This window comes from Nocardia sp. NPDC058658 (genome assembly GCF_042716665.1).
Taxonomy (GTDB): domain Bacteria; phylum Actinomycetota; class Actinomycetes; order Mycobacteriales; family Mycobacteriaceae; genus Nocardia.
The window spans coordinates 34,538-58,681 of sequence record NZ_JBHXRR010000007.1 but is presented as its reverse complement, the minus strand read 5'-3'; the positions used below and the strand labels follow the sequence as shown (position 1 = coordinate 58,681).

24 protein-coding genes and 4 tRNA genes are annotated in these 24,144 nt (G+C 66.5%); 16 read left to right on the top strand and 12 right to left on the bottom strand.

What is annotated here, in order from left to right; genetic code table 11:
- Positions 1–18: 18 nt before the first annotated feature.
- Genes ACFWUP_RS13390 through ACFWUP_RS13375 form a run of 4 tightly spaced genes read left to right on the top strand, consistent with a single transcriptional unit; the run spans position 19 to position 3,745 of the window.
- Positions 19–840 carry an SDR family oxidoreductase gene (locus ACFWUP_RS13390; protein WP_379233906.1) on the top strand — a complete coding sequence of 274 codons (822 nt, stop codon included), beginning with the start codon at positions 19–21 and terminating at the stop codon, positions 838–840.
- A 15-nt stretch (positions 841–855) separates the two neighbouring features.
- Positions 856–2,076, top strand: a complete 1,221-nt coding sequence (locus ACFWUP_RS13385) for an acyl-CoA dehydrogenase family protein (RefSeq protein ID WP_379233904.1) — start codon at positions 856–858, stop codon at positions 2,074–2,076.
- Positions 2,076–3,059 carry an NADPH:quinone oxidoreductase family protein gene (locus tag ACFWUP_RS13380; RefSeq protein ID WP_379233902.1) on the top strand — a complete coding sequence of 328 codons (984 nt, stop codon included), beginning with the start codon at positions 2,076–2,078 and terminating at the stop codon, positions 3,057–3,059. The genes ACFWUP_RS13385 and ACFWUP_RS13380 overlap by 1 nt, the downstream gene beginning before the upstream one ends.
- Before the next feature lie 20 nt (positions 3,060–3,079).
- The gene (locus tag ACFWUP_RS13375) at positions 3,080–3,745 is read left to right on the top strand and encodes a TetR/AcrR family transcriptional regulator (RefSeq protein ID WP_379233900.1); all 666 of its coding nucleotides are present in this window, start codon (positions 3,080–3,082) and stop codon (positions 3,743–3,745) included.
- A gap of 48 nt (positions 3,746–3,793) precedes the next feature.
- Here ACFWUP_RS13375 and ACFWUP_RS13370 read toward each other — a convergent pair.
- From ACFWUP_RS13370 to ACFWUP_RS13355, 4 genes are all read right to left on the bottom strand, one after another.
- Positions 3,794–3,867, bottom strand: a tRNA-Phe gene (locus ACFWUP_RS13370).
- A gap of 32 nt (positions 3,868–3,899) precedes the next feature.
- Positions 3,900–3,973: transfer RNA gene (locus ACFWUP_RS13365), tRNA-Asp, on the bottom strand.
- A gap of 31 nt (positions 3,974–4,004) precedes the next feature.
- A tRNA-Glu gene (locus ACFWUP_RS13360) sits at positions 4,005–4,077 on the bottom strand.
- Between the two features lie 91 nt (positions 4,078–4,168).
- Positions 4,169–4,840, bottom strand: a complete 672-nt coding sequence (locus ACFWUP_RS13355) for a TetR family transcriptional regulator (protein ID WP_379233898.1) — start codon at positions 4,838–4,840, stop codon at positions 4,169–4,171.
- A gap of 729 nt (positions 4,841–5,569) precedes the next feature.
- Between ACFWUP_RS13355 and ACFWUP_RS13350 the strand changes: the two genes are divergently transcribed.
- The 3 genes from ACFWUP_RS13350 to ACFWUP_RS13340 all read left to right on the top strand — a co-directional run bounded on the left by ACFWUP_RS13350 (position 5,570) and on the right by ACFWUP_RS13340 (position 7,511).
- Positions 5,570–5,645, top strand: a tRNA-Lys gene (locus tag ACFWUP_RS13350).
- 88 nt (positions 5,646–5,733) lie between these two features.
- Complete coding sequence (locus tag ACFWUP_RS13345; RefSeq protein ID WP_379233896.1) at positions 5,734–6,324, top strand: DUF937 domain-containing protein; 591 nt, start codon at positions 5,734–5,736, stop codon at positions 6,322–6,324.
- A 230-nt stretch (positions 6,325–6,554) separates the two neighbouring features.
- Positions 6,555–7,511, top strand: a complete 957-nt coding sequence (locus ACFWUP_RS13340) for an acyl-ACP desaturase (RefSeq protein WP_379233894.1) — start codon at positions 6,555–6,557, stop codon at positions 7,509–7,511.
- Between the two features lie 74 nt (positions 7,512–7,585).
- On the opposite strand, the gene ACFWUP_RS13335 is transcribed toward ACFWUP_RS13340, so the two are convergent.
- Positions 7,586–8,170: a hypothetical protein gene (locus ACFWUP_RS13335; protein WP_379233893.1), complete on the bottom strand. Its 585-nt coding sequence runs from the start codon at positions 8,168–8,170 to the stop codon at positions 7,586–7,588.
- A gap of 237 nt (positions 8,171–8,407) precedes the next feature.
- Between ACFWUP_RS13335 and dusB the strand changes: the two genes are divergently transcribed.
- The 3 genes from dusB to phoU all read left to right on the top strand — a co-directional run bounded on the left by dusB (position 8,408) and on the right by phoU (position 12,665).
- Positions 8,408–9,529 (top strand): tRNA dihydrouridine synthase DusB, encoded by a 1,122-nt coding sequence (dusB, locus tag ACFWUP_RS13330; RefSeq protein WP_379234200.1) that lies wholly within the window; start codon positions 8,408–8,410, stop codon positions 9,527–9,529.
- 265 nt (positions 9,530–9,794) lie between these two features.
- On the top strand, positions 9,795–11,915 hold the full coding sequence (locus ACFWUP_RS13325) for an LCP family protein (RefSeq protein ID WP_379233891.1): 2,121 nt from the start codon (positions 9,795–9,797) through the stop codon (positions 11,913–11,915).
- Positions 11,916–11,999: 84 nt separating this feature from the next.
- A complete protein-coding gene (gene phoU, locus ACFWUP_RS13320; RefSeq protein ID WP_379233889.1) occupies positions 12,000–12,665 on the top strand; it encodes a phosphate signaling complex protein PhoU in 666 nt (221 codons plus the stop codon).
- Between the two features lie 495 nt (positions 12,666–13,160).
- Here phoU and pstB read toward each other — a convergent pair whose 3' ends face one another.
- The 6 genes from pstB to ACFWUP_RS13290 form a co-directional block, all read right to left on the bottom strand.
- Positions 13,161–13,937 carry a phosphate ABC transporter ATP-binding protein PstB gene (pstB, locus tag ACFWUP_RS13315; RefSeq protein ID WP_056818713.1) on the bottom strand — a complete coding sequence of 259 codons (777 nt, stop codon included), beginning with the start codon at positions 13,935–13,937 and terminating at the stop codon, positions 13,161–13,163.
- A 20-nt stretch (positions 13,938–13,957) separates the two neighbouring features.
- Entirely contained in the window at positions 13,958–14,863 is a 906-nt protein-coding gene (gene pstA / locus ACFWUP_RS13310; RefSeq protein ID WP_379233887.1) for a phosphate ABC transporter permease PstA, read from the bottom strand.
- Complete coding sequence (gene pstC, locus ACFWUP_RS13305; protein ID WP_379233885.1) at positions 14,863–15,834, bottom strand: phosphate ABC transporter permease subunit PstC; 972 nt, start codon at positions 15,832–15,834, stop codon at positions 14,863–14,865. The genes pstA and pstC overlap by 1 nt, the downstream gene beginning before the upstream one ends.
- Before the next feature lie 91 nt (positions 15,835–15,925).
- Entirely contained in the window at positions 15,926–17,038 is a 1,113-nt protein-coding gene (gene pstS / locus ACFWUP_RS13300) for a phosphate ABC transporter substrate-binding protein PstS (protein WP_379233883.1), read from the bottom strand.
- Positions 17,039–17,334: 296 nt separating this feature from the next.
- The gene (mshD, locus tag ACFWUP_RS13295; protein ID WP_379233881.1) at positions 17,335–18,243 is read right to left on the bottom strand and encodes a mycothiol synthase; all 909 of its coding nucleotides are present in this window, start codon (positions 18,241–18,243) and stop codon (positions 17,335–17,337) included.
- 149 nt (positions 18,244–18,392) lie between these two features.
- Entirely contained in the window at positions 18,393–19,157 is a 765-nt protein-coding gene (locus tag ACFWUP_RS13290; RefSeq protein ID WP_379233879.1) for a winged-helix domain-containing protein, read from the bottom strand.
- Between the two features lie 222 nt (positions 19,158–19,379).
- On the opposite strand from ACFWUP_RS13290, the gene ACFWUP_RS13285 reads away from it, so the two are divergent.
- The 6 genes from ACFWUP_RS13285 to ACFWUP_RS13260 all read left to right on the top strand — a co-directional run bounded on the left by ACFWUP_RS13285 (position 19,380) and on the right by ACFWUP_RS13260 (position 23,449).
- Positions 19,380–20,231, top strand: a complete 852-nt coding sequence (locus ACFWUP_RS13285; RefSeq protein WP_379233877.1) for an LmeA family phospholipid-binding protein — start codon at positions 19,380–19,382, stop codon at positions 20,229–20,231.
- Entirely contained in the window at positions 20,228–20,662 is a 435-nt protein-coding gene (locus ACFWUP_RS13280; protein ID WP_379233876.1) for a thioredoxin family protein, read from the top strand. The genes ACFWUP_RS13285 and ACFWUP_RS13280 overlap by 4 nt, the downstream gene beginning before the upstream one ends.
- A 272-nt stretch (positions 20,663–20,934) precedes the next feature.
- The gene (locus ACFWUP_RS13275) at positions 20,935–21,405 is read left to right on the top strand and encodes a DUF4395 domain-containing protein (RefSeq protein WP_379233874.1); all 471 of its coding nucleotides are present in this window, start codon (positions 20,935–20,937) and stop codon (positions 21,403–21,405) included.
- 29 nt (positions 21,406–21,434) lie between these two features.
- A complete protein-coding gene (locus ACFWUP_RS13270) occupies positions 21,435–22,268 on the top strand; it encodes a sulfurtransferase (RefSeq protein WP_056818725.1) in 834 nt (277 codons plus the stop codon).
- A 5-nt stretch (positions 22,269–22,273) separates the two neighbouring features.
- Entirely contained in the window at positions 22,274–22,579 is a 306-nt protein-coding gene (locus ACFWUP_RS13265) for a DUF1416 domain-containing protein (RefSeq protein WP_101464578.1), read from the top strand.
- A 180-nt stretch (positions 22,580–22,759) separates the two neighbouring features.
- Positions 22,760–23,449, top strand: coding sequence for an FABP family protein (locus tag ACFWUP_RS13260; RefSeq protein WP_379233872.1), 690 nt, complete (start codon positions 22,760–22,762; stop codon positions 23,447–23,449).
- A 60-nt stretch (positions 23,450–23,509) separates the two neighbouring features.
- On the opposite strand, the gene ACFWUP_RS13255 is transcribed toward ACFWUP_RS13260, so the two are convergent.
- Complete coding sequence (locus ACFWUP_RS13255; protein ID WP_379233870.1) at positions 23,510–24,088, bottom strand: Uma2 family endonuclease; 579 nt, start codon at positions 24,086–24,088, stop codon at positions 23,510–23,512.
- Between the last annotated feature and the right edge of the window lie 56 nt (positions 24,089–24,144).

Sequence of the window (24,144 nt, the reverse complement as noted above, 5' to 3'; positions counted from 1 at the left end):
CGGGCGAAAGGATTTCTCGTGAAAGTCGCTGAGAAGGTAGCCATCGTGACCGGTGGCGGTGCGGGCATCGGCGCCGCGCTGGCGGCCGCGCTCGCCGCGGCCGGGGCGAAGGTGGTGGTGTCCGATCTCGACGCGGCCGCCGCGCTGGCCGTGTCGGAGCAGATCAACGCCGCACACCCCGGCAGCACCGTCGGTGTCGGCGCCGATGCCGCCGACACCGCGGCGATCACCGGTCTGATCGCGTTGGCGCAGCGGCACTTCGGGCCGGTCGACCTGTATTTCGCCAATGCGGGCATCGTCGGCGCCCCCGGACTCGACGTCACCGAGGACGACTGGGACCGCTCGCTCGAGGTGAACCTGCGCGCGCACATCCGCGCCGCGAAACTGCTGGTGCCGCAGTGGGTCGAACGCGGTGCGGGCTACTTCATCAGCACCGCTTCCGCCGCGGGGCTGCTCACCCAGATCGGCTCGGCCACCTACTCGGTGAGCAAGCACGCGGCGGTCGGATTCGCCGAGTGGCTCAGTGTCACCTACGGCGACAACGGGATCCGCGTGAGCTGCCTGTGTCCGATGGGTGTCAATACGAAACTGCTGTACGCGGGCCGGGATTCGGGCGACGAACTCGGTGCTGCCGCGACCCGCGCCGTCGTGTCGGCGGGCGATGTTCTCGAACCCGGCGAAGTGGCCGAGATCGTCCTCGCCGCCGTCGACGCCGAGCAATTCCTCATCCTGCCCCACCCCCAGGTGCTGGACATGTACCGCAACAAGGGCACCGACTACGACCGTTGGCTACGCGGCATGCGGCGCTACCAGTCGTCGCTGCTGACCGAAACCCACTGAGTGAGAGAGACATCCATGTCACTGTTCGAACTGAGCGACCGCGCCAAGAAGTACTCCGAAGACCTCCTGGACTTCATGGACGCCCACGTCTACCCCGCCGAAGCCGTCTACGACGAGCAGATGCGGGAGTCCGGCGACCCGCACTTCCAGCCGCCGATCATGGAGGAACTCAAAGCCGAAGCCAAACGGCGCGGCCTGTGGAACCTCTTCCACCCCCACCCCGGCCGCGGACCCGGCCTGACCAACCTCGAATACGCGCCACTGGCCGAGATCATGGGCCGCAGCCCCCTCGCGCCGGAGGCCTGCAACTGCAACGCCCCCGACACCGGGAACATGGAGGTGCTGGAACTGTTCGGCACCGACGAGCACAAAGAGAAGTACCTGAAGCCACTGCTCGACGGCACCATGGCCTCCGCCTTCGCGATGACCGAGCCGCGCGTGGCCAGCTCCGACGCCACCAATATCGAACTGTCGATGGTGCGCGACGGTGAGGAGTACGTGCTCAACGGACGGAAGTGGTTCGCCACCAACGCCTTGCACAAGAACTGTCGCGTGATGATCGTGATGGGCAAGACCGATCCCACCGCGGCACCGCACCGCCAGCAGTCGATGATGGTGGTCCCGATCGACGCACCGGGCGTGACGATCCTGCGCGGGCTGCCGGTGTTCGGCTACCAGGAACGCGAAGGCCACGCCGAGATCGACTTCGCCGATGTGCGGGTGCCCGTCACCGACGTGCTCAAAGGCGAGGGCGAGGGCTTCGCGATCAGCCAGGCCCGGCTGGGACCGGGACGCATCCACCACTGCATGCGCAGCATCGGCATGGCCGAGCGGGCGCTGGAACTGCTGTGCAAGCGCGCGCAACAGCGGGTCACCTTCGGTAAGCCGGTGTCCGAGAACGCCAATATCCAGGACTGGATCGCCGAGTCGCGCATCGATATCGAGATGATCCGGCTGCTCACGCTCAAGGCCGCCCATCTGATGGACACCGTGGGCAACAAGGCCGCGCGCACCGAGATCGCCGCCATCAAGGTGGCCGCGCCGAACATCGCGCTGAAGGTCGTGGACCGGGCCATTCAGGTGCACGGCGCGGGCGGGGTCACCGACGACTTCCCGCTCGCCGCCGCCTGGGCGGGCCTGCGCACGCTGCGCCTGGCCGACGGTCCCGACGAGGTGCACAAGCGTTCCATCGCCCGGCAGGAATTGAACAAGTACCGTGAGCGAGCGGGGAGCTGATGAAGGCCTGGCAGGTAGGCGAACTCGGCGAACCACGAGAAGTCCTGCAGTTCAACGACATCGACGATCCGGTAGCCGGTCCGGGACAGGTGCTGGTGCGCGTTCTCGCGGCACCCGCCAACTTCCCCGATGTGCTGCTGTGTCGTGGGCAGTACCAGATCAAACCGCCCTTGCCCTTCACCCCGGGCGTCGAACTCTGCGGTGAAGTGCTGGCGGTCGGCGCGGGTGTGGACCGGTTCGCGATCGGCGATCGGATCGTCGGCACCTCGAATCTGCCCGGTGGCGCGTTCGCCGAGCTGGCTGTGCTCGACGCCGAGAACGCCTTCCCCGCACCGGAATCCCTCGACGATGCCGAGGCTTCCGCGCTGGTCATCGGCTATCAGACGAGCTGGTTCGCCCTGCACCGCCGGACGCAGCTGCAACCCGGCGAGACACTGCTGGTGCACGCCGCGGCAGGTGGTGTCGGCAGTTCCGCCGTGCAGTTGGGCAAGGCCGCGGGTGCGCGGGTGATCGGTGTCGTCGGCGGGCCCGACAAGGCCGAGTACTGCCGCGAACTCGGCGCCGACCTCGTGATCGACCGGCACACCGAGGACTTCGTGCCGATCGTCAAGGAGTTCACCGGCGGACGCGGCGCCGATGTGGTCTACGACCCGGTCGGCGGCGACGCCTACGCCAGGTCCACCAAATGCATCGCCTTCGAAGGCCGCATCCTGGTGATCGGCTTCGCCGGCGGCACCATCCCCCAGCCCGCACTCAACCACGCGCTGATCAAGAACTACTCGATCATCGGTCTGCACTGGGGTCTCTACAAGCAGTACAACCAGCAGGCGATCGCCGACTGCCACACCGAGCTCACCCGCCTCGCCGGGGCCGGACTCGTGAAACCGCTGATCAGCGAACGGCTTTCGCTCGGCGATGTACCCGACGGCCTCGGCCGTCTCGGCGACGGGCACACCGTCGGCCGCGTCGTGTTCCACCCGTGACCGCCGGTATAACTACAAGCATGGAACCCACCGACAGCGAGGGCGCGCTGCCCTCGATGGCACGCACCTCGCTGTTGCGCGACCTGCCGACCACCCAGCGCGGTCTGCGCACGCGTGACGGGCTGATCGCGGCGGGCCGCACGGTGTTCGAGCGGATGGGCTACCTCGACACCCGGCTCATCGACATCACCCAGGAAGCCAACTGCTCGTCGGGCACCTTCTACACCTACTTCGCGAGCAAAGAAGAGATCTTCGCCGCGATCCTCGAACGTGCCCAAGAGGACATGATGCATCCCGGCATGGCGCACGTGACCGGCGAAGACGACCCGGCCTCGATCGTCGAGGCCGCCAATCTCGCCTACTTCGAGGCCTACAAGCGCAATGCGAAGCTGATGGGTCTGCTCGAACAGGTCGCCAATATCGACCCCGAGTTCGGCAAGTTGCGTCAGCAGCGCGCCGACGCGTTCATCGGGCGCAATGCCCGCGGGATCGCCGAACTGCAGCGGCGTGGGCTGGCCGATCCGAGCCTCGATCCGGTGCTCACCTCGCGTGCGCTGTCGAGCATGGTGAGCCGGATGGCGTTCAACTACTTCGTGACCGGCGGCGAGGAGCTCGAGCAGATGCCGATGGAAGAAGTCGTGCACACCGTGTCACGCCTGTGGGCCAACGCGCTGCGGATGCCCTGACAGACAAAAAATCCCCTCACCGTGAAACTTCGGTGAGGGGATCAAAGGTGGCCAGAGCCGGGATCGAACCGGCGACCTACCGCTTTTCAGGCGGTCGCTCGTACCAACTGAGCTACCTGGCCGGAAGTACCCGAATTGCTCTGGATACCACTTGCGACCCTGACGGGACTCGAACCCGCGACCTCCGCCGTGACAGGGCGGCGCGCTAACCAACTGCGCTACAGGGCCATGCTTTATTACCGGTTCAGTCCGAAGACTGTACCCCCTACGGGATTCGAACCCGCGCTACCGCCTTGAAAGGGCGGCGTCCTAGGCCGCTAGACGAAGGGGGCTCGTTCCGAATCTCTCCGGGGCGGCTTCAACGTTTCCGTTGGGAGCTCGCATAGCTTATGACAGGTCAGTGCGGAGTTCCAAATCGCCTGGTCAAGCGCTCAAACCGAGGTCTTCCAGGCGTGCTTGCTCGCGCCAGCCCTCGGTGCGGAAGTTCTGGATCCACACCGGGGTGGCCATGGCCTCCACGATAACCTCCAGCACCTCGGCGAAGCGGGCGCGCAGGTCGGCGGCGGAGCCGTTGGCGATCGGGTCGACCAGGTAGCGCTGGCCCGCCAGGGCCGCGGACAGGGTTCGGGTGAAGCGGTCGGGGTCGGCGTCGGCGCGCAGCTGGCCGTCGTCGATGGCGCGGACCGCGAGCACGCGGGTGGCGCGACCGAGGATGCGGCCGCCGCCGTTGCCGGTGTCGCGATGGAAGTCGGGTTCGATCACCAGGCGGTACTCGGCCTGCACGATGGTGTCGTGCTCGAGCCGCAGCGCGATCTCGTCGACCATGCCGTGCAGCACGTCGAGCGGACCGAGGTCGACGCGGGCGAGCCAGCGCTCCGCGCAGATCCGGTAGCGCTCGACCGCGGTCTCGAGCACCGCGCGCGCCAGGTCTTCCTTGGAATCGAAATGGAAGTACATCGCGCCCTTGGTGGCGCGCGACCCTTCCAGAATGCGGTTGAGCGATGCCGCGGCATATCCGCTCTTGCCGAACTCGACGGCCGCGGACTTGATTATCGCCGCGCGTGTCCGGCGCGCCCGCTCTTGCTGCCGTGCCATGCTCGAAACGCCTCCGAACCTTCTCGACGCCATCGATCAAAACCGACCGTTGGCACGAATTGTGGTTTTAATTCAAACTTTCGGTATGAAAAACTCGCAGCGCCTCGCGCGCATGCCCCGCCACCTGTGAGAACCCCTTCCTGCGGTGACGCCTACCCCTTTGCCCAGAGTTCGCGAACCCCTCACGAACTTCCGGCACTGCATACCTTCGGTGAATTCGCCGAACACCGCACCCTGCGCCGGAACCACGGAAAATGCGGCACCGGTGATTGTTTCGATATTCACCAGGCGATCACCGTACCCGCATTCCCGAGTCGACACGCGGCGATTGGAGTACCTAACCGAACATCCGGTCCGGTTATCCAGCCCAGCAAACGAAGCGCAACCGGAATGGTTACTTCGGGTACGAATTACCCAGTCGCACAGCCCGGTTGAGCGGCCCCTCGGCACCGCCGAAGTTCGCCGGACGGTCGCGAGACCGGCGCCCACCTCGGACCACTCCATCGTTGCTGCACCCCTGCTTGTCGAAAGATGTTGCGATACAACAGTATTCGACGACCATACGCAACCCACAGCGCGAACATCGCTGGGGCACCAGGTGTTTACCACCGAATCGGTGCCGGCCTCGGCGCCGTTACCGGTGACCACCAGCGCGGATCGGGTGCCCGCGACCCGACCGGGGACCACTATTCGGACCTACGGCACACCGTCCGCTAGACTCCGCTGCGCGCCCCTTTAGCTCAGTTGGTAGAGCTGGTGACTTTTAATCACTAGGTCGTAGGTTCGAGTCCTACAGGGGGCACCACCAACTCATCATCGTGACCATCGTCACGTGGCGACGTACGCTGAGCGCGACCCGGCTACCGGGCACCTACGACCTCAGGCGGCGTGCGATGACTTCTTTCGATGATCTGCTCTCCCAGGTACCGATCGGCCAGATCGCCGACCAGCTCGGCGTCGACCAGGCGACGGCGACCACGGCCGTCCAGGCCGCACTGCCGACCCTGCTCGGCGGACTCCAGGCCAACGCCACCGAGCCACAGGGCGCGGCCGCACTGCTCGGTGCGCTCGACAATCACGGCGGGCTCGTCGAGGGCAAGGGCGCGGTGGATCTGGGACAGGTCGACGTGGGCGACGGCGAGAAGATCGTCGACAACGTCTTCGGCACCGAGAAGAACACCGTCATCAGCGCGCTCGGCGCGGGCGGCGGCACCGGCGGCAACGACCTCATCGCCAAGCTGCTGCCGATTCTGGCCCCGATCGTGCTCGCCTACTTGGCCAAACAGCTCACCGGCGGCGGGGCGGCCCCACAGCAGCAGCAGGCCCCGGCTTCCAACGGCGGTCTCGGCGACCTGCTCGGCGGGCTGCTCGGCGGCAGCAGTAACACCGGCGGGCTCGGCGGCGTGATCGGCGAGGCGCTGTCGAAGAACGCGGGCGGTGCGCTGGGCAGCGTGCTCGGCGGGCTGCTCGGCGGCAAGCGATGAACTGTTCACCTACCGGTAGTTAACGTCGTGCGGCCCGTAGCGATAGTCCCAATGCTGCGGGCCGAACGCCTAGACTCGTCAGCACAACCATCGGTCCTACTGACTGGTAGTGACGTTGCTCAATATCGATGGAAAACCGCTCTGTTGCGTTTCGCATCACACCTACGGTGCCGTAAGGTATGGCCGCATCGCGACGTTCGACCGCAAGCACGACAGCGAAGGGTTTTTACATGGCAAGGGATCTGACTCAACTCGAACTGCTCACGGAGTTGGAGCCGGTTGCCGAGGAAAACGTCAACCGGCACATGTCGCTCGCCAAGGAATGGCACCCGCACGACTACGTCCCGTGGGACGAGGGCCGCAACTTCGCGGCCATGGGCGGCATCGATTGGGATCCTGAGCAGTCCAAGCTCAGCGAGGTCGCCAAGGCGGCCATGATCACCAATCTGCTCACCGAGGACAACCTCCCCTCCTACCACCGCGAGATCGCCGAGAACTTCTCCCAGGACGGCGCCTGGGGCACCTGGGTCGGTCGCTGGACCGCCGAGGAGAACCGCCATGGCATCGTGATGCGCGACTACCTCGTGGTCACCCGCGGCGTGGATCCGGTCGCCCTCGAAGAGGCGCGGATGATCCACATGACCAACGGCTTCGCCTCCCCCGCCGAGGTCGACGCGGGCTTCCTGCACTCGGTCGCCTACGTGACCTTCCAGGAACTGGCCACCCGGGTGAGCCACCGCAACACCGGCAAGGTGTGCGACGACCCGATCGCCGACCGCATGCTCCAGCGCGTGGCGGCCGACGAGAACCTGCACATGATCTTCTACCGCAACCTCTGTGGTGCGGCGCTGGATCTGTCGCCCGACCAGGCGATCGAGGCGATCTCGCTGATCGTCGAGAACTTCCAGATGCCGGGCGCCGGCATGCCGAACTTCCGTCGCAACGGCGTGCTGATGGCCAAGCACGGCATCTACGACCTGCGTCAGCACCTCGAAGAGGTCGTGCAGCCGGTGCTCAAGAAGTGGAACATCTTCGAGCGCACCGACTTCACCGCCCGCGGCGAGGCCACCCGTGAGCGGCTGGCCGGGTTCCTCGACAAGCTCGGCGAGGACGTGCTGAAGTTCGAGGAGCAGCGCGACCGGATGCTCGCTCGCGAGGCCAAGAAGCGCGAAATGGCCGGAGTCTAAGTTCTCAAAAGAGCGCTGCGCACCTTGAATGCCAAGGTGCGCAGCGCTCTTTTGTGTGGATTTCCGGCGATCGGCTACTTGAGTGGGAGGGCGCCGTCAGCACTGCCGACGTCGGTGATCTTCCAGTCCTTGCCGCTGTCGACGGTGATGTTGTAGGTAACCGTGTTGCGCAGGCCGTCGGGGTTCTGGGCGTTGGTGGTGCTCACGTCGACGAACGCGGCGACCTTGTAGACGCCGTCCTCCCGGGAGAGGACCTTCGCGGTGATCGGGGTCGCGGTGGAGGTCCACTTCAGCGGGACGATGATCTGCTCGAGCTTGGCGCCGGTGGCGTCGAACTTGGCCGACAGTTCCGGTGAGGTGCCCGCCTTGAGCTTGGCGACCCAGGCGTTGACGTCCTGGTAGTTCAGGCTCGCCGAACCGACCGCGTAGTCGACGGCGATCTGTTCGGCCTTCGCATTGTCGGCGGCTTGATCGTTCATGTCGGAGATCTCCGAGCGCGCCGAACCGAGCAGCACGCCGAGCACCACCGCGACGATCGCGAGCACGGCGATCACGGCACCGCCGACCAGCGAGGAGACGCGGACGGCGACCGTGCCCTTCGTCGCGGGCCCAGCGGGGGTTTTGGTGAGGTCGGTGGCGCCTTCGTTGCTTTCGGCCATGAGGGGTCTACTCCGATTACGTGGGGACAGCGCACCGCCGGAGGCGACGGTGCCAGCGGATCCAGGCTACTGAGTCGGCGGGCGATACCCGTACTCGCAGTAACAGGTAAAAGGTGACACCAGCTGGTGATGGCGGTCATGACCCGGCAAAAGTCGTCGATGCGCGAGATCGATCACATCGGACCGGATGAGAGAATGGCAGGCGTGACTACGACGATGCCCCAAGCGCCCGCAGCGCTGCGGATCGGGCCCTTCCCGGTCGATCCGCCGGTGGTGCTCGCGCCGATGGCGGGCATCACCAACCGTGCCTTCCGCAGGCTGTGCCGCGAGTTCGGCAGCGCGACCTCGATCTACGTGTGCGAGATGATCACCGCCCGCGCCGTGGTGGAGCGCAACGAGAAGACGCTGCACATGATGTCGTTCGACGCCGACGAACACCCGCGCTCGATGCAGCTCTACGGCGTCGACCCCAAGACCCTCGGCGAGGCCGTGCGGATCATCGTCGGCGAAGGCTGGGCCGATCACATCGACCTCAATCTCGGCTGCCCGGTACGCAAGGTGACCAAGCTCGGCGGCGGATCTGCCCTGCCTTATAAGCGCAGGCTGTTCGCCAATATCGTCCGCGAGATGGTGTCGGCGGCCGAACCGGCGGGCGTTCCGGTCACCTTCAAGTTCCGCATCGGCATCGACGACGACCACCACACCTACCTCGACACCGGCCGCATCGCCGAGGCCGAGGGCGCGGCGGCCGTGGCGCTGCACGCGCGCACCGCCGCCCAGCTGTACTCGGGCGCGGCGGACTGGTCGGCCATCGCACGGCTCAAGGAAGCCGTCACCACCATCCCGGTGCTCGGCAACGGCGATATCTTCACCGCCGACGACGCGCTGCGGATGATGAACGAAACCGGCTGCGACGGTGTGGTCGTCGGGCGCGGTTGCCTCGGGCGGCCCTGGCTGTTCGCCGAACTCAGCGCGGCGCTGCGCGGTGAGCCGATCCCCGAGGGGCCGACGCTGGGCCGCGTCGGCGAGATCCTGGTGCGCCACGCCACCCTGCTCACCGAGCACGACGGTGAGGACAAGGCCATGCGCGATATCCGCAAGCACATGGCCTGGTACCTGATGGGGTTCCCGGTCGGCTCGCAGCTGCGGCGCAGCTTCGCCACCGTGTCGAAGCTGTCGCAGATCGAGGATCTGGTCGGACAGCTCGACCCGGACGTGCCCTTCCCCACCGACGCGCTCGGGCCGCGCGGGCGGCAGGGTTCGCCGCAGACCAAGGTCGTGCTCCCAGAGGGCTGGCTCGACGACCCCGAGGACGACACCGTCCCGGCCGCGGCCGATGTGATGCACAGCGGCGGCTGAGCTGCCCCGCAGCCGTTGATCCAGGCCCGGTAACAAGCCGACATCAATTCGTAAGCCACCCCCGTTTCGGTCAACAGCAGGTGCTCTAGCAGGGCTTTCCTTCGGTGATTCGAACCAGGCAACCAATTCGTCCGCGATTCCGATGTGCACTGGAGTGGCTACTCGTGGCGGAATCGTTATCATTGCGGGATCGCTCGGCTCCGGCTCGAATCGGTGCCGGGTGATGACGCGCAGGCTGCGCCAGAGAAAGAAGTGAGGTTCGTTGGTGGGTGACGATCGGCGCGGGCGTACGCCCCGGCCCGGAAATCGCGCCCCCTGGGAGCGCTACCCGACGGCCGAACCGACCGAGCAACCGGAAACCGGCTCGCGCCGGTCCCGGCACGCGGACGCGACGCCGGACGCCGCGCCGTTGACCGTCGCCGACCTGGTCAACCGGGTCGACAGCGAACGCACCCGCCGCAGTAGGCGCCCCGCCGACAACGCCGAGCCCGCCTCCCGCGCCGGCCGCCGCGCCCGCGAACAGGCACCGCGGCCCACCCCGCGTCCCGATATCGCACCCCGCACCGACGGCTCGCCCGTCGTCGACGACATCGCGGGCACCAACCCTCCCAGCGCCAGAACACCCAGCGCCAAAACACCCAGCGCCAAAACCCATCACGCCGAATCCCCCGCCGACCGCACTGCGACCACCGCGCTGCCTGCCCAGGCGAACCCGTCGGTCCGCACCGCCGCACCCGCTCGCCGGATCGCCGACCAGACCGATCCGCCCACCGACATCCTGCCCCCGGTCACCGACACGACCGCCGCAGCGCCCCCCAAGCGGGCCAGGCCGGTCAAGACCACGGCCGCCGCACCGCCACGTCGCCCCGACGATCGCGCGGGACGACGGAGCAAGCAGGCGCGCTACGCCGGACGGGTCGCCCTGACGTTCGTCGCGGTCCTCGCCCTGGTGATCACCGGCGGCGGCTGGAGTTATCTGCAAGCCACCGGTAACAGCCTCAACCAGATCGACGCGCTCGGCGGCGGCGCCACCGGCGACGTCCTCGACGGTGACATGCAGCTCGGCGACGAGAACTACCTCATCGTCGGCACCGACACCAGAGCGGGCGTCAACGCCGACATGGGCGCAGGCTCGGCCACCGACACCGAAGGCGCCCGCGCCGACACGGCGATGCTGGTGCACATCCCGAAGAACCGTTCACGCGTCGTGGTCGTGTCCTTCCCGCGTGACCTCGATGTCACCCGGCCGGTGTGCGCGGCCTGGGACAACGAGAAGGCCGCCTACACCGACGAGAAACTCCCGTCGGCCATGAGCGACAAGCTCAACGCCGTCTACGCCCGCGGCGGGCCCAAGTGCCTCGTCGACGTGGTGCGCAAGATGTCGGGCCTGACCATCGGCCACTTCATCGGCATCGACTTCGCCGGCTTCGAAGCCATGGTCGACCAGATCGGTGGCGTCGAGGTGTGCTCGACCAAGCCGATCATCGACGGTGTGCTCGGCCCGGTGCTGGAGACCTCGGGCAAGCAGCGGGTCAGCGGCGAGACCGCACTCAACTATGTGCGCGCCCGGCATGTGGTCGGCGAGGAACGCAGCGACTACGACCGGATCAACCGCCAGCAGCGATTCCTCGCCTCGCTGTTGCGCGGTGCGCTGTCGAGCAAGGTGCTCTTCGATCCGGGCAAGCTCAACGGCTTCATCCAGGCGTTCAGCGCTCACACCTTCGTCGACAAGGTGAACCCGCAGGACCTGCTGCTGCTCGGCCGCTCCCTGCAGAAGATGGACGCCGGCGCGGTGACGTTCCTGACCATCCCCACCGCGGGCACCACCGCCTACGGCAACGAGATCCCCCGCGAATCCGACATCAAGGCCATCTTCCGCGCCGTCATCGACGATCAGCCGCTGCCGGGCGAGACCAAGGCACCCGAGGTCCAGAGTTCGGCGCCGACACCCGCGCCGCCCGCGCCCAAGCAGTACGCGGTGGCGCCGAGCACGATGTCGCTGCTGGTGTCCAACGGTTCGGGTTCCTCGGGCGCGGCACGCACCGTCGCCTCCAAACTCGACTACCAGGGCTTCGGCATCTACAGCGTCGGCAACTACTCCGGCGGCACGTCGACGAACTCGAAGATCCGCTTCGCGGCGGGCTTGGAAGCCGAGGCCGCCACCGTGGCGAGCACCATCCCCGGCGCGGTCCTCGAGCAGGCCAACGAACTGGGCAGCATCATCGAGGTGGTGGTCGGCGCCGACTTCGGCGGCACCGTCCGCACGGCCACCCCGGTGGGCGCGGAACTGCCGAACGTGCCGATCGGTGAGCCGCACAGCGCGGGTCCGGTGGCGCTGCCGTCGGACCTCGAGCACATGAACGCCGCCGACGACACCTGCAAGTGAACGCTGACCTGCCATGACACTGCCACACGGCATTAACCCGGTGTTGGGTGACAGCGCACCGAGTACCCACTAGGGTCAGCCATTATGCGTGTCATCTACAACGAGCAAATGGCCGACCTCGCCAACCTCCTTGGTGAGATGGCCGGTCTCGCTGGCCAGGCCATGGAACAGGCCACCCAATCGCTGCTGCAGGCCGACCTGGGTCTGGCCGAGCAGGTCATCGGTGAGCAGGACCGGATCTCGGTGATGATCACCGAGGCCGAGGAGAAGGCCTTCGCGCTGCTCGCCCTGCAAGCGCCCGTCGCAGGTGATCTGCGTCAGGTCGTCAGCGCGATCCAGATCGTCGCCGACGTCAACCGGATGGGTGCGCTGGCGCTGCACGTGGCCAAGGTGACCCGCCGCCGCCACCCCGCCCACGCCCTGCCCGAGTCGGTCAACGGCTACTTCGCGGAAATGGGCCGCATCGCGGTCAACATGGGCGCCGGCGCCAAAGAGGTACTCGAGACCCGCGACCCCGAGCGCGCCGCCCAGCTCAACCAGGACGACGAGGCGATGGACGACCTCCACCGCCACCTGTTCACCCTGCTGATGGACCGCGACTGGAAGTACGGCGTAGCCGCCGCCGTCGACGTGACTCTGCTCGGCCGCTACTACGAGCGCTTCGCCGACCACGCCGTCGAGATCGGCCGCCGCGTGATCTTCCTGGTGACGGGTGTCCTACCGGCCGACGAAGACATCGAAACCAGCTGAGAGAGAACACGAAAGGCCCGTGCGTGATGCACGGGCCTTTCGTCTACCCCGGCCGAGTATTCCCTCGCGAGCGGATACGGAAGCTGCGCGAGTCGTTGTGTCTCCCAGGTTCGGTACGCTTCGAAACAGGGGGCGAATTGGCGTACCCCTGTGTGAAATCTACTGAAGGGGAGCAGGATTCACGATGGTAGTACGAATGATTTCTGGTGCGTTGGTCGGTGTTGCCACGATCTTGACCGCGACGTTGCTTGCCCCGCAAGCCTCGGCTGCGCCGTCAGCGCGTTGCGACGCGTATACCGTTGGCAACACTCGGTATGAGGGCGGTACGAAGTGGCTGTGCTACTCGTACGGCCAGGGCAATTACGGATGGATCGCTGTCTGACAGCTATCCGGCTATCGCGGATGTAAAGCAGTAGGTTGATCAATGCAGACGCTCGGCTGGTATTTCCCAGCCGAGCGTCTCGCTGTCAATTGATCACCGAATCCAGCAGTGGCCTAACCGAAGCGGCCGGAGATGTAGTCCTCGGTGGCGCGCTGGGTGGGGTTGGAGAAGATCTTCTCGGTGTCGTCGATCTCGATCAGGCGGCCGGGCTTGCCCTGGGCCTCGAGGTTGAAGAAACCGGTCTGGTCACTCACACGCGCGGCCTGCTGCATGTTGTGGGTGACGATGACGATCGTGAACTCTTTCTTGAGCTCGGTGATCAGGTCCTCGATCGCCAGGGTGGAGATCGGGTCCAGCGCCGAACACGGCTCGTCCATCAGCAGCACGTCGGGCGAGACCGCGATCGCGCGGGCGATGCACAGACGCTGCTGCTGACCGCCCGAGAGGCTGCCACCGGGCTTGTCGAGGCGGTCCTTGACCTCGTTCCAGAGGTTGGCGCCCTTGAGGGAGCGCTCGGCGACCTCGTCGAGTTCCTTCTTGTTGCGCACACCCTGCAGCTTGAGCCCGGCCACCACGTTGTCGCGAATCGACATGGTGGGGAACGGGTTCGGGCGCTGGAACACCATGCCGATGGTGCGACGCACGCCGACGGGGTCGATCGAGGAGCTGTAGATGTCCTCGCCGTCGAGCAGCACGGCACCTTCGACGCGGGCGTTGGGGGTCACCTCGTGCATGCGGTTGAGCGAGCGCAGCACGGTGGACTTGCCACAGCCGGAGGGTCCGATGAAGGCGGTGACGCTGCGCGGCAGCACGGTCAGTTCCACATTCGCCACGGCGTGGAAGCTGCCGTAATAGATGTTGAGATCTTTGACGTCGATCCGCTTGGCCATGAGGAGTATTCCGTTCGCTTCTATCGGTTCCGGGTGAGCAGCTTGTTGACGCCGGCGGCAGCCAGGTACAGCACCGCGATCATCAGGATCAGCGTGAGCGCCGCACCCCAGACACGTTCGCGGCCCGCGGCCTCCGGGTTGGCCAGCTCTTGGTAGATCAACAGCGGCAGCGAAGCCATATTGCCGTCGAAGATGTTCTGGTTGATCGACTTGGAGTAGCCGACCAGCACGAGCACCGGCGCGGTCTCGCCCATGACGCGGGCCACGGCGAGCAGGATGCCGGAGATCATGCCGGGTGCGGCGGTGGGGATGACGATCCGCAGAATGGTCTTCCACTTCGGCACACCGAGCGCGTAGGACGCCTCACGCAGCTCGTCGGGCACGAGTTTGAGCATTTCCTCGGTGCTGCGCACGACCACCGGCAGCATCAGCAGCACCAGCGCCAGCGAGACGGCGAAGGAGCTCTGCGGCATGCCGAGGGTGGCGATCCAGAGCGCGAAGATGAACAGCGCGGCGACGATCGAGGGCACACCGGCGAGGATGTCGACCATGAAGGTGGTGACCTTGGCGAGCCGGCCGCGACCGTATTCGACCAGGTAGACCGCACCCATGATGCCCAGCGGCACCGCGATGACTGAGGCGACCACGGCCTGCACGATGGTGCCGTAGATGGCGTGGTACACACCGCCACCGGTCTGGTCGGGCAGGATGCCCTTCTGCGAGTTGAACCACCAGTCGGAGCTGATGATCGCGGTGAAACCCTTGCTCACGACCAGCCAGAGCACCCACACCAGTGGGATCAGCGCGATGAGGAAGCACAGGGTCACCAGGCCGGTGGCGACGTTGTTCTTGATCCGCCTTCCGGTACTGACGTGCCGGAAAGTCGGCGCCTTGAGCGGCTTGTCGAGGGTCGTCGAGGTGGTCATCAGCCGTTCACCTTTCCACCGGAGGCCAGGCGGGCCAGCGCGTTGACGACGAAGGTCAGCGCGAAGAGAACGAAACCGGCGGCGATGTAGGCACCGGTCGGCAGCGGTGAACTGAACTCCGAAGCCGCCGAAGCGATCTTGGATGCGAAGGTGTAGCCGCCGTCGAACAGCGACCAGTTACCCGCGTTGCTCGCCGTACGCAGCACGACGAGCACGGCGATCGTCTCACCGAGCGCGCGGCCGAGGCCGAGCATGGAACCGGCGATCACACCGCTGCGGCCGTAGGGCAGCACGGTCATCCGCACGACTTCCCACTTGGTGGCGCCGAGCGCCTGCGCGGCTTCGATGTGCGCGCGGGGGGTGAGCGCGAAGACCTCGCGGGCCACCGAGGTGATGATCGGCAGGATCATCACCGCGAGCACGACACCGGCGGTGAAGATGGTGCCGCCGCCCGCGATCGAGACGTTGCCGTCGGCGAACAAGAAGAACCAGCCGAGGTTGTTGTTGAGGAATTCCTGCACCGGCGCGATCTGCGGCGCCAGCACGAGGAAGCCCCACAGGCCGAACACGATCGACGGCACCGCGGCGAGCAGGTCGATCAGCATCGTGAACGGCTTGCCCAGCCGCGACGGCGCGTAGTGCGTCAGGAACAGCGCGATGCCGACCCCGATCGGCACCGCGACGATGAGTGCGAACACCGAGCTCAAGACCGTGACCATGAACAGGTCGCGGATACCGAAGCGAAGATTGTTGGCATCGCCGGTCGAGAACTCGGTGCTGGTGAAGAAGTTGGCGTTGTCGGCCATGAGCGAGGGGACCGCGCGGATCAGCAGGAACAGCGCGATCAACGCGATGGCCGCGACGATCGTCGCGCCTGCCGCGGTGGCCATCCATCGGAAGATCGTCTCGGCGTTCAGGCGGCCGGTACGACCCCCGTCAGGGGCCTTGTCGATTTTCGGTTCGGTCGGCATATTCGCAGTATCTCCGGCCGCCCGTGGGCTCGTCGAATTCGACGAGCCCACCGCGGTCACCTCAGGGTGCATGGTCATGGCCAGGGTGCGATCAGGAGATTGCGTTGATCGCGGTGGTGAGCTTGGTCTTGAACGCGTCGGGCAGCGGCACGTAGCCTGCCTCGGTCAGACCGTTCTGGCCGTTGGTGACGGCCGAGGTCAGGAACGCCTTGACGGCCTTGCTGGTCTCGGCGTCGGCGTACTTGGAGCACACGATCTCGTAGGTGGCCATGACGATCGGGTACGAACCGGCGACAGTCGGCTTGTAGAACGAGCTGGTGTCGAGGATGAGGTCGTTGCCCTCGCCCTTGACCTTCACGCCGTCGATGGCCTTGGCGGCCGACTCGGCCGACAGCTTGACCGGGTCCTTGCTCGCGGAGGTGATGATCTGCGAGATGGACAGGTTCTGCGCCTTGGCGAAGGACCACTCGTTGTAGGTGATCGAGTTCTTGGTGCTCTTGATGGCGGCCGAGGTGCCCTCGTTGCCCTTGGCACCTTCACCGATGCCACCGTTGAAGGACTTGCCGCCGCCCTTGCCCCACGCGCCGTCCGAGGCCGCGTCGAGGTAGAGCTGGAAGTTGTCGGTGGTGCCCGACTCGTCGGAGCGGAAGATCACGGCGATCTTCTCCGAGGGGAGCTTGGCGTTGGGGTTGAGCGCCTTGATCTCGGGGGCATCCCAGGTGGCGACGGATCCGTTGAACACCTTGGCGGCGGTCGGGCCGTCGAGCACCAGGTCGGTGACGCCGTCGACGTTGTAGGTGATGGCGATCGGGCCGAAGACGGTCGGCAGGTTCCACGCCGGGGCGCCACAGCGCTCGGCGGCCTTGGCCGGCTCTTCCTTCTTGGAGCTCAGCGCCGAGTCGGAGCCACCGAAGTCGGTCTGGCCGCCGATGAACTCGTTGACGCCCGCGCCGGAGCCGGACGAGGTGTAGTTGAGGGTGAAGCCGTCGCAGTTGGCCTCGTAGGCGGCGACGAAACGCTCCATGGCGTTCTTCTGCGACGAGGCACCGGACGCCTTGAGCGCCTTCTTGCCACCGCAGGCGACGCTGGTGTTCGCGGCGTTGCTCGCATCGCCGGTGCTGTTCTCGTCACTGCCACAGGCGGCCAGGGTCATGGCGCCCGCGGCGAGAACGCCGACCAGGGCACTGGTGCGCTTGAAGTTCACTTTTCCTCCGACAATGCTGGGTGTCTCACTCGGTCCCTCACCGGCCCGAGCGAGGCTGGCTGGCGCTCGCTGTCCCGAGGGAACGCGCTCACCAGGCGACGACGGTGCCGCCCAGAAGTAACCTAGGGTCGTCCGGTTGACAGTTGGCCCGATGTGGGTTAACGGAGAATGAACAGCCCGGCGCGATCGATGCCTCGCCTGTGACGTTAGCCCCAGTTTTACTCGCTCTTACCCGGTCATCCTCGCAATATTCTCCTGGCGCACCAGAATTCACTTTCGCTGTGAGGTGTCTCGCATCAGGGCAGTGCGTAGGCGATGTCGATGTGCGCGGGGGCGAATCCGAGCTTGGTGTAGGTGCGCACGGCGGCGGTGTTGTCGGCCTCTGTGTAGAGCAGAGCCTCGGTGGAACCGGTGGCGCGCAGGTGTCGCAGACCGAACAGGGTGAGCAGTCGGCCCAGGCCACGGCCCTGCGCGGACGGGTCGATGCCGACTACGTACACCTCACCCGCCGAAGCGGCATCGGGGTGACGCTTGGTCCAGTGGAAGCCGAGCAGGCGGTCCGGATCGGCGATGTCGAACGCTTGGAAGAGGCCATTGCCGTCGAACCAGGACTCGGCCACGCGAGCTTCGATATCGCGTTCGGTCCAGCCGCCTTGTTCGGGATGCCAGGAGAACGCCGCGTTGTTCACACGCAGCAGTTCGGCGTGATCGGTGGGGCCCGCGTAGGTGCGGATCATCAGTCCATCGGGGAAGTCGAGTTCCGGTAGCTCCGGGGTTGCCAGCGAGCGGCGCATTTGCCACAGCTCGCGGGCCGTGGTCAGTCCGAGACCGGTTGCCAGCGCTTTGGCAGCGGGCAGGTCACCGTGCGCCCAGACCCTCGCGCCCGGTCCGCCCTCGGCCAGCGCGGCGCGGACCAGATCCGCGCCGATACCGGCCCCCCGCGCCTCGGGATCGACCGCGACCTCGGCCATCGCAGGGTGTTCGTCATGTGCCGCAAGGAGATTCGCATAGCCGACCACTTCGCCCGCACGTTCGGCGATAGCATGCCTTGTCGACGAGTCGGCTTCGGCCAGCGACAGCACGGCCTGTTCCGAGACCGGGGCGACGCCGTCGACGTCGGCCGCGCGGTCGAGCAGGGCACGCACCTTCTTCGCGGTGCCGGGCTCCACCTGATCGGTCCAGGTCAGGGTTGCTGTGTCCGGCATCGCGGTCCTCCTCGGTGTGCGGCCGGGCCCACCGAGTGGTCGGCCCGAGCGCTGGTGCTGCGCCTCGACAACCGTATTGCGGCACGCTGATGAGCGCTACCGCCAGGCGCCGACCAGCATCGTTACCGCGCAGTGCGTTGCGGTTACCGCTACTGCGCGGATCCGTTGACCGGGACGTAGGAGTCGTCGCCGTCGATGTCCTCGTCGACGAAGGTCACCGCGGGCTCACCCTTGGCCGTGGCAGTGCGGGCCGGGCGCACGGCTTTGTAGCCGACGTTGCGCACGGTGCCGATCAGCGACTCGTACTCGGTGCCGAGCTTGGCGCGCAGGCGTCGCACGTGCACGTCGACGGTGCGGGTGCCGCCGAAGAAGTCGTAGCCCCAGACCTCCTGCAGCAACTGCGCGCGGGTGAACACCCGGCCCGCGTGCTGCGCGAGGTACTTGAGCAGCTCGAATTCCTTGTAGGTGAGGTCGAGCGGGCGACCACGCAGCCGCGCGGTGTAGGTGCCCTCGTCGATCACCAGCTCACCCAGGGTGATCTTGCCGGTGTTCTCCGGGCTGGCGACCCCGCCGTTACGGCCGACCAGCAGCCGCAACCGGGCGTCGAGCTCGGCGGGCCCGGTGCCGGGCAGCAGGATGTCGTCCAGGCCCCAGTCCGCGTTGACAGCCACCAGGCCGCCCTCGGTCAATACCGCGACCACCGGCACCGACGACCCGGTGCTACCCAGCAGCCGGCACAGACCGCGCGCGGCGGCCAGATCGGTCCTGGCGTCGACCAGCGCCACATCGGCACTACTCGCCTCCAGCAGGGACGACACCTCGGTCGGCGCGGGCCGGACGTTGTGCGCCAGCAGCGTCAACGACGGTAGGACCGCATCGGGGTTGGGGTCGGAGGTCAGTAGGAGCAGCTCCATGGGCTCTCCTCCTATCTCGTTGCTCCGCGGACGACAGCAGCCGCGTAGCTACGTCGCCGAAACACAGGTTAAGTCGTGTGCAACATTAGCGCCTCTACAGCCACGACCTCGCAACACGGCGTCGCATTTGTGACATTGGCGCCCCGCGGGTGCGTCCGCGGCGGTGGTTCCGGTCGCGGCCCGTCCGGCTTCCGGACGGCGTCAGCGGCTACTCTCCCTACTATGCGCAAGCTGATCATCGGGCTTCTCTGCCTGGCCGGTTTGGCGGTGGTCATCGATTTCGGCGCCGCCGCCTACACGGAGTACCACGTCTCCCGGCAACTGCGGGCGGGCGCGGATCTGTCCGCCGACCCGGAAGTGACGTTCCACGGTTTCCCGTTCACCGCCCAGGCGATGAACGGCCGCTACGACGACGTGGCGATCCGTGCTCGCGCCATGCGCCCCGACATCCCCGGCGAGGTCGGCATCGAGGCCAAGCTGCAGGGTTTGCACGCCCCGGCGAGCGAGTTGCTCGACGGCGCGGCGCGCAAGGTGCAGGTCGACCGGATCGACGCGCTGATGCGTTTCGAACCCACCGAGCTCGGCAAGATCTTCGGCATCCCTGACCTGCAGGTCCACACCCCGCCCGCCGACAAGTCCGACGGCACCGGCGGTTCCGGCGGTTCCGGCATGACGACCAAGGAGAACGTCCTGGTCCTCAAGGGCACCCTGCCGACCGCCGCGAACGGTCGCGTCCTGCCCGTCGGCGTCACCCCGTCCAGCTCCGCGACGCGTGTGCCGGTGCAGATCCAGGCCGATCTGCTGCTCGAGGGCAACACAGTCCGCATCCAGGCGACCGGTTTCTACACCGACACCACCGGCTCGGTCGACACCACCGCCGCCGTCACCAACGATTCGAAGATCCCCGAGACCGATCACGCCGCCGTCCTCGCTCGATTCAGCCGTACGATCGATATCAAGGAGTTGCCGTTCGGCGTCGCACCCACCGAGGTGTCCGCGCTCGGCGGCCAGATCGTCGTCGAAGGTGTCGGCCGCAACGTCACCATCGACCTGGACCGATTGCAGCAGCCATGATCGAGCTCGTCATTCTCGCCGTCGTCATCGCGGCCGCCGTCGCGGTCGGGGTGTATCTCTCGCGCAGGCAGGGACAGGTTCGCCCGGCCACGCTCGACCCAGAGACTCAGCAGCGCGCCCGCCTGCTCGACGCCGCCGGCGTGACCGGCGCGGCCCCCGCGGTACTGCACTTCTCGGCCGACTGGTGCGGCCCGTGTGACGCCGTCCGCCGGGTGGTCGCGGGCGTCACCGCCGAGTTGGCGGAATCGCCGAATGCCCCACGCGACATCGAGATCGACATCGACGCCGACCCCGCGCTGGCCCGCGAACTCAACGTCCTCTCCCTGCCCACCACCTTCGTCTTCGACGCCGAGGGCAAGGAACGTTTCCGCATCTCCGGCGTCCCCAAGCCCGGCGACCTTCGCACCGCCCTCGAACCGCTGACGGTGTGATCTACCCCCATATCCAGGGGGCCCGAGACATTCCCCGGGGAGACCGGGTAAACTACTTTTCGTGCAAACCGACCACGAGCTGATGCTCACCCGACGCCGCACAGTTGACCTGTGTCGCCTCGGTGGTTGTTGCTGCCTGTGCTGCTGACCGATCGGCTTCTTCTCTCCCGAGATTTCTGACGTCGATCCATGCCCGCCGTGCGAGTGATCCCTCGGATCCCCCGGTGACCAGGCAGATCCTTGACTTACTGACAAGCCCAGGAGTTCGCACGATGACCAATTCCTCGCAATCCCCACCGCACGTCGATGTTCGCGGGCCGCGTTTCGTGGCCTGGATCACCACCGGCGTGCTGGTTCTGGTTCTTGCCGTCAGCGCTTTCTCGACCGTCGCCGCCGCGATCCTGATCGGTCTGCAGGCCGTCGTGTTCGCGATCGGCGCGGCCGGTGGCCCTGCCAAGAACCCCTACGGCCGGATCTACGCCGCGTTCGTCGCGCCGCGTAACGGTCCGCCCACCGAGACCGAGCCCGTTCCCCCGCTGCGTTTCGCGCAGGCGCTGGGTTTCGTGTTCGCCGGTCTCTCCCTGCTGGGCTTCGCGCTCGGCTCCTCGATCGTCGGCGCGGTGTTCGCCGGCTTCGCCCTGTTCGCGGCGTTCTTGAACGCGGCGTTCGGGGTTTGCCTGGGTTGCCAGATCTACCCACTGGTCGCCCGCTTTCGCCGGCATCCAGCCCCGGCACCGAACTGACCCCCTTGCACGTCTCTGAAAGGAACAACATGGCTCGCTCCGATGTCCTGGTCTCCGTTGACTGGGCCGAAGAGAACCTCAACGCCCCCGGCGTCGTCTTCGTCGAGGTCGACGAGGACACCTCCGCCTACGAGGGTGGCCACATCGAAGGCGCCATCCGCCTTGACTGGAAGACCGACCTGCAGGATCAGGTCCGTCGCGACTTCGTGAACCAGGAGCAGTTCTCCGACCTGCTCTCGGCGCGCGGCATCGGCAACGACGACACCGTGGTGCTCTACGGCGGCAACAACAACTGGTTCGCGGCCTACGCCTACTGGTACTTCAAGCTGTACGGCCACAACGACGTCAAGCTGCTCGACGGCGGTCGCAAGAAGTGGGAGCTCGACGGTCGTCCGCTCTCGCGTGACGCCGTTTCGCGTCCGGCCACCCAGTACAAGGCCGCCGCTCCCGACCTGAGCATCCGCGCGTTCCGTGACGAGGTCATCGCGGCCATCGGCACCAAGAACCTGGTCGACGTGCGCAGCCCCGACGAGTTCTCGGGCAAGATCCTCGCCCCCGCGCACCTGCCGCAGGAGCAGAGCCAGCGTCCCGGCCACATCCCGGGCGCGATCAACGTGCCGTGGTCCAAGGCCGCGAACGAGGACGGCACCTTCCGCAGCGACGCCGACCTGGCCGAGCTGTACAAGGACGCGGGTCTGGACGGCGAGAAGGAGACCATCGCCTACTGCCGCATCGGCGAGCGTTCCTCGCACACCTGGTTCGTGCTGCAGGAGCTGCTCGGCCACCAGAACGTCAAGAACTACGACGGCAGCTGGACCGAATACGGTTCGCTCGTCGGTGCACCTATCGAGTTGGGAGCGTAATCAATATGTGTGCAGCACCTACCCAGGGTCAGGCCATTCCGGCAGGCGTCGACGTGGAGAAGGAAACGGTCATCACCGGCCGTGTCCTGAGCACCGACGGCCAGCCCGTCGGCGGCGCGTTCGTGCGTCTGCTCGACGGCAACGGTGATTTCACCGCCGAGGTCGTCGCCTCCGGCACCGGTGATTTCCGCTTCTTCGCCGCACCGGGTTCGTGGACCCTGCGCGCGCTGAGCTCGTCGGGCAACGGCTCCGCCGAGATCAGCCCCGAGGGCGCGGGCATCCACTCCGTGGACGTCGCGGTCGCGAAGTAAGAAAGCTCACAACGGCCCTGGTAGTTCCTGTGCGGGAACTGCCGGGGCCGTTTTCGTATCTGTTGCAGAGAGTAGCTAGACTCCGATTGTGGTCATCTTCTTCGAGGTACTCCTTGTAGCCGTGTCGATACTCATCGGCTGGTTCGGCCTGTACGTCTTCTACCGGCTCTTCACCGAGTCATGAGCGGGCTCGCTGGCGAGGGTAAGGAACCGGCCGAGCGAGTCAGTGATGAAGGCGCTCCGGCCGAGCGTCGTAGTGGCGACGAAGCGGTCAACGTCGCCGCCGAACGTGCGAAGGAAACCGGCGCCCGAAACATTTCGGTGCTGCCCGGTCTTCCCCTGCCCGAGGACACCGCCAATCTGCGGCTTGGCCCGGATCTGAACCACGCCATGCTGGCCCTGCTGCCGCTGGTCGGCGTGTGGCGCGGCGAGGGCGAGGGTAACCACCCCACCGAGGGCGACTACCGCTTCGGCCAGCAGATCATCGTCTCCCACGACGGTGGCGACTACCTGGCCTGGGAATCGCAGACCTGGAAACTCGACGCCGAAGGCGAGTACGCGGGCCCCGACCTGCGCGAGAGCGGCTACTGGCGAGTGGGCGGTGAGGGCACAGAGGAGATGCTCGAACTGCTGCTCACCCACAGCAACGGCGTCATCGAGCTCTACTACGGCAAGGCACGCAACCAGGCCTCATGGGAGCTCGCCACCGACGTCTCCATCCGCAGCACCTCCGGTGTGGTGGTCGGCGGCGCCAAGCGCCTCTACGGCATCGTCGAAAACGGCGACCTCGCCTACGTCGAAGAACGAGTCAACCCCGACGGCGCCCTGGTCCCCCGCCTGTCGGCCCGGCTGGTCCGCTACATCGGCTGACAATTCTTCGCGAACGGCCCGTCCAGAATCCTGGGCGGGCCGTTCGCGGCGTTTCATTCGTCAGTTGATCGCAGTCAGGTCGATGTCCAGTGCGAACGGGGCGCTGGTCTTCAGCCGATCGTGGTATATCCCGACCGGCACGTAGCGCACGCTGACCGGGTCGAGTTCGTAGGCGTACACGACCACTCGATCCTCTGATCCACACTCGACCCGCCAATAGTGTGCGATGTTCGCTTTCGCGTACTTCCCCGGCTTCGTATCTCGGTCCCGCTCTTCCGAATCCGGCGACACCACCTCGACCGCCACGACGACATCCTCAGCGAAGTAGTAGGTGTCAGGGTCCTGCCTGGCATACGCCTCCGCTGTCACCACCACGACGTCCGGCTCCGGCATCTGACGGGGCCCCAAGCGAACTGCCATCTCCCTGTCCGCACGCAACCCGCCGCGCGCCTGAGTATCGAGTTCACGCGCGAACATCGAGACGACGCGACTGTGCCACTTGCGCTGTGGACTCACGAAAACAAGACCCCCGTCGATCAACTCGGTGTGGTCGGGCAGGTCACGCATCTGGAGAAAGTCGTCAACGGTGAACCCACCGCTCGGCGGGATGGGCCAATCATGCACCGGGTCGACGGTCATGTTCACATCGTAGCGGTTCGCACTGCCTCTCAGCAGCGGGTTTTCGTGCCCTGACA

Bases quoted from the DNA above. Each gene is read 5' to 3' on its own strand.
- phoU (WP_379233889.1), top strand. From the start codon at position 12,000: ATGCGTGTCATCTACAACGAGCAAATGGCCGACCTCGCCAACCTCCTT.
- ACFWUP_RS13265 (WP_101464578.1), top strand. From the start codon at position 22,274: ATGTGTGCAGCACCTACCCAGGGTCAGGCCATTCCGGCAGGCGTCGAC.
- mshD (WP_379233881.1), bottom strand. From the start codon at position 18,243: ATGCCGGACACAGCAACCCTGACCTGGACCGATCAGGTGGAGCCCGGC.
- ACFWUP_RS13355 (WP_379233898.1), bottom strand. From the start codon at position 4,840: ATGGCACGGCAGCAAGAGCGGGCGCGCCGGACACGCGCGGCGATAATC.
- ACFWUP_RS13340 (WP_379233894.1), top strand. From the start codon at position 6,555: ATGGCAAGGGATCTGACTCAACTCGAACTGCTCACGGAGTTGGAGCCG.
- pstA (WP_379233887.1), bottom strand. From the start codon at position 14,863: ATGACCACCTCGACGACCCTCGACAAGCCGCTCAAGGCGCCGACTTTC.
- ACFWUP_RS13380 (WP_379233902.1), top strand. From the start codon at position 2,076: ATGAAGGCCTGGCAGGTAGGCGAACTCGGCGAACCACGAGAAGTCCTG.
- ACFWUP_RS13280 (WP_379233876.1), top strand. From the start codon at position 20,228: ATGATCGAGCTCGTCATTCTCGCCGTCGTCATCGCGGCCGCCGTCGCG.
- ACFWUP_RS13335 (WP_379233893.1), bottom strand. From the start codon at position 8,170: ATGGCCGAAAGCAACGAAGGCGCCACCGACCTCACCAAAACCCCCGCT.
- ACFWUP_RS13385 (WP_379233904.1), top strand. From the start codon at position 856: ATGTCACTGTTCGAACTGAGCGACCGCGCCAAGAAGTACTCCGAAGAC.
- pstC (WP_379233885.1), bottom strand. From the start codon at position 15,834: ATGCCGACCGAACCGAAAATCGACAAGGCCCCTGACGGGGGTCGTACC.
- ACFWUP_RS13345 (WP_379233896.1), top strand. From the start codon at position 5,734: ATGACTTCTTTCGATGATCTGCTCTCCCAGGTACCGATCGGCCAGATC.
- ACFWUP_RS13270 (WP_056818725.1), top strand. From the start codon at position 21,435: ATGGCTCGCTCCGATGTCCTGGTCTCCGTTGACTGGGCCGAAGAGAAC.
- ACFWUP_RS13260 (WP_379233872.1), top strand. From the start codon at position 22,760: ATGAGCGGGCTCGCTGGCGAGGGTAAGGAACCGGCCGAGCGAGTCAGT.
- ACFWUP_RS13290 (WP_379233879.1), bottom strand. From the start codon at position 19,157: ATGGAGCTGCTCCTACTGACCTCCGACCCCAACCCCGATGCGGTCCTA.
- pstB (WP_056818713.1), bottom strand. From the start codon at position 13,937: ATGGCCAAGCGGATCGACGTCAAAGATCTCAACATCTATTACGGCAGC.
- ACFWUP_RS13285 (WP_379233877.1), top strand. From the start codon at position 19,380: ATGCGCAAGCTGATCATCGGGCTTCTCTGCCTGGCCGGTTTGGCGGTG.
- ACFWUP_RS13255 (WP_379233870.1), bottom strand. From the start codon at position 24,088: ATGACCGTCGACCCGGTGCATGATTGGCCCATCCCGCCGAGCGGTGGG.
- ACFWUP_RS13275 (WP_379233874.1), top strand. From the start codon at position 20,935: ATGACCAATTCCTCGCAATCCCCACCGCACGTCGATGTTCGCGGGCCG.
- ACFWUP_RS13375 (WP_379233900.1), top strand. From the start codon at position 3,080: ATGGAACCCACCGACAGCGAGGGCGCGCTGCCCTCGATGGCACGCACC.